12 protein-coding genes are annotated in these 9,012 nt (G+C 29.7%); 9 read left to right on the top strand and 3 right to left on the bottom strand.

What is annotated here, in order from left to right:
- Window positions 1-44: 44 nt before the first annotated feature.
- Window positions 45-698, bottom strand: coding sequence for a flavodoxin family protein (locus CLORY_RS21825; protein ID WP_079428534.1), 654 nt, complete (start codon window positions 696-698; stop codon window positions 45-47).
- A gap of 143 nt (window positions 699-841) precedes the next feature.
- Here CLORY_RS21825 and CLORY_RS21820 point away from each other — a divergent pair, with 143 nt between their 5' ends.
- On the top strand, window positions 842-1,228 hold the full coding sequence (locus CLORY_RS21820; protein WP_079428532.1) for a winged helix-turn-helix transcriptional regulator: 387 nt from the start codon (window positions 842-844) through the stop codon (window positions 1,226-1,228).
- Window positions 1,229-1,381: 153 nt separating this feature from the next.
- On the opposite strand, the gene CLORY_RS21815 is transcribed toward CLORY_RS21820, so the two are convergent.
- A complete protein-coding gene (locus tag CLORY_RS21815; protein ID WP_169911719.1) occupies window positions 1,382-1,807 on the bottom strand; it encodes a helix-turn-helix domain-containing protein in 426 nt (141 codons plus the stop codon).
- Between CLORY_RS21815 and CLORY_RS23470 the strand changes: the two genes are divergently transcribed.
- From CLORY_RS23470 to CLORY_RS21790, 6 genes are all read left to right on the top strand, one after another.
- The gene (locus tag CLORY_RS23470; protein ID WP_169911718.1) at window positions 1,796-2,095 is read left to right on the top strand and encodes a hypothetical protein; all 300 of its coding nucleotides are present in this window, start codon (window positions 1,796-1,798) and stop codon (window positions 2,093-2,095) included. The genes CLORY_RS21815 and CLORY_RS23470 overlap by 12 nt on opposite strands.
- Before the next feature lie 306 nt (window positions 2,096-2,401).
- On the top strand, window positions 2,402-3,676 hold the full coding sequence (locus CLORY_RS21810; RefSeq protein ID WP_079428528.1) for an AAA family ATPase: 1,275 nt from the start codon (window positions 2,402-2,404) through the stop codon (window positions 3,674-3,676).
- On the top strand, window positions 3,669-4,319 hold the full coding sequence (locus CLORY_RS21805) for an RloB family protein (RefSeq protein WP_169911717.1): 651 nt from the start codon (window positions 3,669-3,671) through the stop codon (window positions 4,317-4,319). The genes CLORY_RS21810 and CLORY_RS21805 overlap by 8 nt, the downstream gene beginning before the upstream one ends.
- Before the next feature lie 332 nt (window positions 4,320-4,651).
- The gene (locus CLORY_RS21800) at window positions 4,652-5,875 is read left to right on the top strand and encodes a nucleotidyltransferase domain-containing protein (protein ID WP_079428524.1); all 1,224 of its coding nucleotides are present in this window, start codon (window positions 4,652-4,654) and stop codon (window positions 5,873-5,875) included.
- A complete protein-coding gene (locus CLORY_RS21795) occupies window positions 5,865-6,512 on the top strand; it encodes an SEC-C domain-containing protein (RefSeq protein ID WP_079428522.1) in 648 nt (215 codons plus the stop codon). Before CLORY_RS21800 ends, CLORY_RS21795 begins: the two co-directional genes overlap by 11 nt.
- The gene (locus CLORY_RS21790; RefSeq protein WP_079428520.1) at window positions 6,505-7,383 is read left to right on the top strand and encodes an S-4TM family putative pore-forming effector; all 879 of its coding nucleotides are present in this window, start codon (window positions 6,505-6,507) and stop codon (window positions 7,381-7,383) included. Before CLORY_RS21795 ends, CLORY_RS21790 begins: the two co-directional genes overlap by 8 nt.
- A gap of 160 nt (window positions 7,384-7,543) precedes the next feature.
- Here CLORY_RS21790 and CLORY_RS21785 read toward each other — a convergent pair whose 3' ends face one another.
- Window positions 7,544-7,969: a helix-turn-helix domain-containing protein gene (locus CLORY_RS21785; RefSeq protein ID WP_079428518.1), complete on the bottom strand. Its 426-nt coding sequence runs from the start codon at window positions 7,967-7,969 to the stop codon at window positions 7,544-7,546.
- Here CLORY_RS21785 and CLORY_RS23140 point away from each other — a divergent pair.
- Both CLORY_RS23140 and CLORY_RS21780 read left to right on the top strand, forming a co-directional pair.
- Window positions 7,958-8,257: a hypothetical protein gene (locus CLORY_RS23140; protein WP_139376121.1), complete on the top strand. Its 300-nt coding sequence runs from the start codon at window positions 7,958-7,960 to the stop codon at window positions 8,255-8,257. The two genes, CLORY_RS21785 and CLORY_RS23140, sit on opposite strands and share 12 nt — an antisense overlap.
- A gap of 191 nt (window positions 8,258-8,448) precedes the next feature.
- Window positions 8,449-8,898 carry a GNAT family N-acetyltransferase gene (locus CLORY_RS21780; protein ID WP_079428516.1) on the top strand — a complete coding sequence of 150 codons (450 nt, stop codon included), beginning with the start codon at window positions 8,449-8,451 and terminating at the stop codon, window positions 8,896-8,898.
- Window positions 8,899-9,012: the final 114 nt, after the last annotated feature.

Genomic DNA, 9,012 nt, shown 5'->3' with positions numbered 1-9,012 from the left:
TAATTAGAATATTTCAAAGGAGCTATTCACTTTAGTTAGTTATATTATTTTATTAAATTTGCACCTAATTCAAATGCTTTTTGACAATCTAAAGGAAATTGTATTTTTCTATGTTCTGCTTTTGCTTCTTCAGAAAAGGCATTGGATTTATATTTTGAGTAATCATCAAATTGGTAAGTATTATTTGAATACATAACTAATGGTTTTGTAAACATACGTTCAAGGCCAGATTCAATTTTATTAAAAGTTGACAGGTATCCACTTTTATCCATGAATTCTTCTGAAGCATTCATTGTATAAATGAATGCTGTTGGCATCTTCTTTGGTGGAATTAAAGAATAGTTTTCATCATACACTAAATAAGGGAAGATTAGTCTTTCTATAAATGATTGTAATTGACCTGTTATATTACCAAAGTATATTGGAGAACCAAAAATAAGCCCGTCAGCTTGAGATACCTTTTCTAAAACTTCTTGAATATCGTCTTTTACTGCACATTTTCCATAACTTGCACCGCCAAGTCTTTTGCAGGCAAAACAGCTTTTACATCCAGTATAGTTTAAATCATATAAATTAATTATTTCAGTTTCAACTTCTTTGTCTTTAGCAGCTTCTTTTACTCCATCTAAAGCCTTTTGAAGCAATGTAGCTGTATTTTTATTTTTTCTTGGACTTCCATTAATAGCATAAATTTTCATAGTAACACTCCTATTTTTCACATATTTATGTATTTATAACTTTATGCTATAATTATATATCATAAAGTTATAAATACATAAGTACGCAGTTTTTTCTGTGTTAGTATAAAAAATATACTACTGAATTTAAAGGAGTTGTAATTATGAATGCTGATTTGGATTGTAATGTAGAATTACCTAGTGATTCTATAAATGAGAACTATAATACAAGATGTCCCCTTATATACGCATTAGAGATTATTGGGCAAAAGTGGAAGTTGCCTATTATGTGGTACTTATTCGAAAATGATTTTACTAGATATAATGAATTAAAACGAAAAGTTAAAGGTATTACCAATATGATGCTTACAAAATCTTTAAAAGAATTGGAAGAACATAATCTTATCGTTAGAATCCAATACGAAGCAATTCCTCCTAAAGTTGAATACTCTTTAACAGAAAGAGGTAAAGCACTACTTCCTGCATTGAATGAATTGTCTAAATGGGGTGAAGAACAACTTAAACTTGATAAGTCGAAATCAAATTTTTAAACGATTCTTATTTACTTTCATACGCAATCTTCTTATTTAACGAAAAGCAGTAAATGGAGTATTGTTCTAGAACACCGCATTATTCAGAGATGGATTTTGTGATGTTTTTACTTAGCAATTCAAAAATAATACGAAGAATTTCCGGAACTAGAACTATAATAATTTCAATTCCACAATCTTATCATAATACCTCCTCGAAATCTGATAATCCCCCCTTTTCCAGTGCTCCAAACTTGAAACATCAACTCCAATCATCCGAGCTAGGTTTCTCAAACCATATTTCTCAACAAGCGGTTTCAATTTTTGCTCCTGCTCAAGGACAAAACAATAATAATCATCGCAGAGAATATCCTTATCAAGTACAGTAAGCAGCTTTAGTAAAGTTGGTCTTAAAATCTTATTTCTATATCCAGCTTCAACTTCATTTAAAACAGAACGGCTGATGCCAACCTTCTTTGCTAGTTCTACTTGAGACATGCCAGTGAGCATTCTTGCCTTCTTAAGTCTCTGAGCCAAGTTATTGCAAGGCATATCAGCATATTGTAAAAACTTCCAATTCGTCGCAATTTGGAACACCATGCTGAAGCCATCGCCAGCGGCTCTATAGCGGGATATAATGCGGTTTGCGAGGCTTTTGGGCATGCCCCACTGCAACTTCCGAGAAGTACAGCAATCGGTGATATTATTGCCTATGCTAATGAAAAGATGGAGACGAAGGAAGGCAGGAGGAATAGGTACACTTTTGCTGGAGCTGAGTATTTTGAGCATATGAAAGAAGCTGGACTTTACACGCTGGATGTTAAGAAGATTGAAGAGAGGATTGAGAAGGCCGGACTTAAGGATGTGTTTAAGAAAAAGGTGGTTTAGGAAGTAGTAGGGAGGAGCTCGCTGATGTCCTTGAAGAGGGATGTTGGCGGACTTTGTGTCTATGAGATAATTTAATTGTTGGTAAGTATCACAAATACAAAAGTTACATTTGAATTATTTTAAATATATTAGGTATACTACCCAAATACAATCTGAACACATTACTACAAAACGAAAAAAACTGATTTGGAATACTTATTTGCAAAACTTACCGTGATAAATTAATAAAAAACACGAAAATTTCGTAAAATTATTGATTTTGAGAAAATGAAGTTGTATAATTAAAATCAGGTAGGAGGTTAAACGATGCTAATTATGTTTAAAGTTAAAAATTATACATCATTTAAGGATGAAGCAATATTAGACTTACGTGCAGCGAGTTATAAACAACACATGTCTCATTTATTGCATTCAATGGATGAAACAGGATTGGTAAAAACTACAGCAATATATGGTGCAAATGCTTCAGGTAAATCCAATTTTATATCTGCTATGTTTTTTTTCGAAAGATATATTTTTCAGCAATTTATCACTAAGAAAGAAAATGAAGAGGATGTTTTCATAGGAAATGATTTGAATAGCAAATTAGAATCTTTTCAATTATCGGAAAAGATTGAGAATTCATCGGAATTTGATATTATTTTTGAATATAATAAAAAGAAAATTCAATATGGTTTTGAATGTACTGAAAAAGAAGTAATAAATGAGTGGTACTATATTAATGATAAAAAAGTATTTGAGAGAAATAATGAAGAAATTTCATACAGTAAATTGTATGGTAAATATTTAAGTTCATATACAAAAGTTCCAAAGGAACGATTGTATCTATCTGTATTAGAATATTTTCTTGAGGAAGATGTTAAAAAGTTATTATTGAATGATTTTATACATTTCTTTACTAATGAATATGACGTTTTTTCTGAACTGTTTTTTGAGACTTCAGTTAAAAGTGTGGCAGGGTTAGTAAAATTGAATGAGCGATTAGTTAATGACAATGGGTTTAGAAAAAAGGTTGAACAATATTTAAATCAAATTGATGTTGGAATTAAAGGACTGGATATTCAAACGAAAACAATTATTGATGAAAAAACTGGAAAAGAAAAAGAAAAAAAGATAGTTAAGACAGTACATGATGTGTATGATGAATCGGGAGATATAGTCAGCCAAAAGTTTTTTGATTTACATCAAGAATCTACCGGAACATTGAGATTTCTGTCGTATATTCAGGAAGTAATAGGAATGACGGAAAGAGGTGGTGTTTTTATTGTAGATGAAATTTCTGCAAGATTGCACCCATTACTAACCAAATTAATTATAGATATATTTCAGTCTAGTAACAATAAAAAGGCTCAATTAATTTTTACTACACATGATATCTCCATACTAAATAAAGAGCAATTCAGAAGAGATGAGGTTGTCTTTGTAGATAAAAATATACGAGGAGAATCAAGAATATATTCATTATCAGATTTAAAGGTTCGAGATGATGCAACTTTTAATAAAGACTATTTACAAGGTAAATATGGAGCTATTCCAATATTTAATTATGATGAAATATTGGGAAGTGATAGTATTGGGTAGGACTATACTATCAGGAAAACGTAATAAAAATACTATTCCGGTAAATTTAGGACGTATTTTAATATTTTGTGAAGGGGCAACTGAAAAATATTATTTGGAGTATTTTGCTGATATTATAAGAAAAAACAAGTTTAATGATATTAAAGTTGAGATAGAATCTGCTAATGGAAATGCAAGTAGAGTATTTCATTTTGCAGAAGCTTTTTTAGAGGATGAGAATAATAACCGAAAATATCATAATTACAAAAAGTATTTAGTCTTTGATTGTGATGCTCCTCCTAATATCCAAAAGATTATTTTGCAAATGCTATCTTCAAATGATAAGCTTGAATTGTTAATTTCAAACTATCTATTTGAAGTGTGGTTGTTGATGCATTTTGAAGATGTAGAAACTAAAATGACAAAGAAAGAAATTTATAACCGATTATCAGATCATTTAAAAGAAACTTATGGAAAAGCAAGTCAAGGAATTATTAGAGAAATAATTCAAAATGGAAGTGTTGAAGATGCAATTAATAATGCTGAAAAGCTTGTTAACAAATATAAAGTTTCAGGAAAAGATATAAAGAGTAATATTGGAGAAATGAACCCGTTTTCCAATATGCATTTTTTAATAGAACAGATTATGTCTGTAATTTCATAGAGAGGGATGGTAGGAAAACAATTTGTTGATTTACAATGAGAAATTAATAAGAATGGATATAGAATTTATAAAACATAGAAAAACTGAAGTTGGCGCTTCAGTTCTCTCAAATATGTAATATTAATGACCAATAAATGATTATAATCTCACTTATTAAGTTTATCATTTATTATTCTATTATTCAATCTAGAACTTCAGTTCGAAAAAAATTAAAAACAAGATAATAAAAACAAGAGGTAGGTCATTTCTCTTTTTATATAGAATACTGTTATAATACAAAGGCATTTTCACTAATTATGATAATTACAGTTTGCTGTAAAGAAGGAGGAAAAATGAATAAAACATTAAGAAAAGAAGACCTTGTTAAGCTAGTAAAGGGATTAGATATTACTCCAACAATGTTTAAAAATGCGACTGAGAAATATGAAAATCTCGGACATTATTTACAAGAGGTGGGATTAGAAGTTGATATATTTCCACAAGGTTCTTTTAGCATAGGAACAATAGTGAGACCATATAGAAATTTGCAAGATGGTAGCTATGATTTAGATTTCATCTGTAGGGTTAATAAACAGAAAGAAAATACTAATGCTAAGACAATAAAATATGATGTTTATAAAGCATTATGCAAAAACGAAACATATAAAAAGTTACTTTGCAAAGAAGAATATGACAAATGTTGGACTTTGGAATACGCAGAAATAGATGGTATAGATTTTAATATGGATATTGTACCAGCAGTTAGAGAGGACAATGACACAATACTTTATTTACAGAGTAAGGGAATTAACATAACAATGGCGAATAAAGCAGTTGCAATAACAAATAGAAAAAAAGGTGTTTATAAATGGAGTACAAGCAATCCTAAAGCTTACAGAGAGTGGTTTGAAGTCATTAATGCACCATTTATAGAATACAATAGACAAACTAAACTAGAAAAAATGATATCTGAAAGTAGAGGATTCTATAATTCTATTGAATCAATACCTATAGGAATGGAACGTTCGGCATTGCAAAGAGTCATACAATTACTAAAGAGACATAGAGATGTATATTTTTCCAAAAACAAAAGAGAGAGAGATAAACCGTTATCTGCTGTTATTACAACCATTTCTGCTTTGATAGCTCGAAATGCGTCGCCATCATTAGATGTTTATGACCTTTTACAGTTTATAGTGCATGAGTTTGAAGTTTATTCAAACATACAAAGAATGAATGAATCAGAATTTAATGAAGTTTATAAAGAAAAAAAGGTTATAGAAAGACAAAACGGAAAATGGATTATTATGAATCCAGTTAATCCTAAAGATAATTTAGCCGATGCTTGGAATGAAGAACCTGAAAAAGCAGTATGTTTTTTTCAATGGGTCAAGCAAATTAAAAAAGATTTTATTGACTCTTTATATGAACAAGACGATAAGTTTATATCTGCACTTGAGAATGGTCTTGGAAGTAATTATGTTCAGAAAAATATTAATAAGAACAATTATAATTTTTTAAAGCCACAATTAATCATCAATACTCCCAAGCACTGGAGGTCACATTGTGATAAATGATAAAGAAATTAATGATGTAATTTCTAAGTATCCAAATTTGAAATATGACAATCAGAGAAATTTGCTAATAGGGAACTTATATATTAATCATACATATTGCGATGAACATATCATAGCATTATATAGAGTAGAAATAAGATTACATATTAATTATCCTGAAGAATTACCAGTAGTATTCAATATTGGAAAAATAGTTCCATCCAGGTTTGGTCATATTTATTCAGATGGTTCTTTATGTTTGGCAACGGATGTGGATCAAAAGCTGTTTTTTGTTGAAGGAAATTCACTAGTTCAATGGATTGATTCATATGTTATTCCGTATTACTTTGCAGTAGAGTATTTTAAAAAATATAATGTTTATCCATTTGGAGATAGAAGTCATGGAGCAAAAGGAAAATTGGAATATTATTCAGAGCTATTCCATGTAAAAAATTTGAAAGTTACATTGAATATTCTTGAATATATAGCAATTAAAAATTACAGGGGGCATGCATATTGTCCATGTGGCAGTGGAAAAAAGTTAAGAAATTGTCACAAAAATCAAGTGATTAAATGGAAACAAGATAAATATCAAAAATTGTTTTTAAAAGATTATGAATCGATTATTAAAGAGCTTAATAGGAGGGAAGATGCATAGAATATATAAAGAACAAAATAGTGAAAGAATTTTAAGATTACAGTTTTCCCAACGCAAGCATTATGAACTAGCTGAATTTTATAATGATTTAAGTTGGGTATTAGCTATAATTCTTGTTATATTAAGTATAATAGGAACTAAATTTGATTTATTGGAAAATGTTAGATTGCTAATAAATGCAATATTAGCAATTGGGGTATTTATGGTTAATAAAATTGCAATTAGTAATGTTAAAATAGGGGCTGCTACAAAGGAGTATATAGATTCTGAATTATTTCATTTAGACCGTAAAGATAAATACTGTGACTATAGTATGCTAGAAATAAAAGAAAGTGCTTTAAAAATGAAAGAAAAATATGAAAAAGAGTATAATATCCAAATAAGTAATACGGGTAAGGATAAGCCAGCGGGCTTAAAGGATTGGTATACTTATAAAACTGATGGCAAAGATGTGCATGTAATATTAAAATGCCAAGAAGAAAATATTTGGTGGAATGGTGTTTTGAATAAAAAATTTTTGTGGGGTATTGGATTATTTAGTTTAGTCATATTGAGTCTGATTATTGAAATAATAATGGTCAATAAAATATCATTGGTAGCAATAATTAATATAATACTTTTGTGCGTATCTCTTTTTTGTAAAACAATTGAAGATTTAGTACAAGCAATAAAGTACTATACGTATTACATAAAAGCTAAATCTAAAATTGAAGCATTTGAAACTAATATGAATTTGAGAATGAAAGATTTAATGCTGTTACAAAATGACATAAATAAGATGCGTAGCATAAAATTTTTAGTGCCAAATTTTATTCATAAGATTTATTCAAAAAAGCTTCATTTAATGTTAGAAGAAGTGAAGTCAATGTAAAGTGTTTTTTAGTGAACTAAATTTTGTCGGTATTGTTGTAAATGTGGAGGTAATTAATTTTTGAAATAAATAATAGTAAAGATTAATACATAGTAATTTTGTAAAGATAAAATTTTCTTTGAAGGTTGAAAATTAATATTAAGAACATCTGGAACTGAACCTAAAATAATTTCAGTTTCAGGATCCTCTTAAAAAATATCCTTGAAATCTGATAATCCCCCCTTTTCCAATGATCCAAACTTGAAGCATCAATTCCAATTATCCTAGCTAGCTTTCTCAATCCATATTTTTCAACAAGTAGCTTCAGCTTTTCTTCCTGCTCAAGGACAAACATATAATAATCATCACAAAGAATTTCTTTATCAAGCACAGTTAGCAGCTTAAGCAAAGTAGGTCTTAATATCTTATCTCTGTATCCAGCTTCAACTTCATTTAAAACAGAACGACTGATGCCAATCTTTTTAGCAAGCTCTACTTGGGACAACCCAGTCATCATTCTTGCCTTCTTAAGTCTCTCAGACAAGTTATTGCAAGGTATATCAGCATATTGTAATAATTTCCAATTTGTCGCAATTTGGACCACCATGCTGAAGCTGTCGCCAGTGGCTCTCTAGCGGGATATAATGCGGCTTCACAGGCTTTTGGGCATGCCCCACTGCAACTTCCAAGAACAACAGCAATAGGTGATATTATAGCCTATGCAAATGAGAAGATGGAGACAAAGGAAGGCAGGAGAAATAGATATACTTTTGCTGGAGCAGAGTATTTTGAGCATATGAAGGATGTTGGACTTTATACGTTGAATGTTAAGGAGATTGGGGAGAGGATTGAGAAGGCTGGACTTAAGGATGTGTTTAAGAAAAAGTTGATTTAGAGAATAGGGGTGAGGAGCTCGCTGATGTTCTGGTAGAGGGATGTTGGCGGGCTTGTGTGTGTTTATTTATCCTGTCGATATAAGAATACATGTAAGATATGTTACAATTATACTAACATGATACATAATTGTAATTAAAGATTATTTAGATAATACACAAACACATAGTAATTTGAAGGTGGTAATGATTTATGGAAATAGTTAAGTTCACTTTAAAAGATAAAAATGAGTTATTAGAGTTAGATAAAGAATGTTTTGGAATAAATCACTGGGATAATGAATTGTGGCAAGAAATTTTAAGTGATTTAGAACATAACATTATTTATTTAGTGAAACAAAATAACGAGTTAAATGCATACTTATCGATATTCAAATGGGGAAAAGAAAAAAATTACGTTAAAATTACTAGTATAGGAACTAAAAGTTGTTGTAGAGGGCAAAAACTAGCTCATAAATTATTTGAAGAAATGATAGGTGAGATGAAACAAGAAGGAATGAAAGATTTTAGAGGAGAGACAAGAGTTACAAACTATCCAATGCAAAAAGTATTTAGTGATTTTGATTTCAGAAATGTAGGAACTTTTAAAGAGTATTATGATAATCCTACTGAAGATGCATTGAGATATCTATTAAGTATATGAGCATGTTGATAAATTGCAATTTGAGATATAAAAAGGTAGAAGTTTATTATTATAGTATTTAATAGGAAAGGATAGGCGTATGATAATAAAATCTTTGATTTATACCGATGTACT

It is taken from the genome of Clostridium oryzae (assembly GCF_002029235.1).
Taxonomy (GTDB): Bacteria; Bacillota; Clostridia; order Clostridiales; family Clostridiaceae; genus Clostridium_AE; species Clostridium_AE oryzae.
This window is presented reverse-complemented; position numbering and strand designations above follow the sequence as displayed.

Coding starts and splice junctions, on each gene's coding strand:
- CLORY_RS21825 (WP_079428534.1), bottom strand. CDS start 698: ATGAAAATTTATGCTATTAATGGAAGTCCAAGAAAAAATAAAAATACA.
- CLORY_RS21820 (WP_079428532.1), top strand. CDS start 842: ATGAATGCTGATTTGGATTGTAATGTAGAATTACCTAGTGATTCTATA.
- CLORY_RS21815 (WP_169911719.1), bottom strand. CDS start 1,807: ATGGTGTTCCAAATTGCGACGAATTGGAAGTTTTTACAATATGCTGAT.
- CLORY_RS21810 (WP_079428528.1), top strand. CDS start 2,402: ATGCTAATTATGTTTAAAGTTAAAAATTATACATCATTTAAGGATGAA.
- CLORY_RS21800 (WP_079428524.1), top strand. CDS start 4,652: ATGAATAAAACATTAAGAAAAGAAGACCTTGTTAAGCTAGTAAAGGGA.
- CLORY_RS21790 (WP_079428520.1), top strand. CDS start 6,505: ATGCATAGAATATATAAAGAACAAAATAGTGAAAGAATTTTAAGATTA.
- CLORY_RS21785 (WP_079428518.1), bottom strand. CDS start 7,969: ATGGTGGTCCAAATTGCGACAAATTGGAAATTATTACAATATGCTGAT.
- CLORY_RS21780 (WP_079428516.1), top strand. CDS start 8,449: ATGGAAATAGTTAAGTTCACTTTAAAAGATAAAAATGAGTTATTAGAG.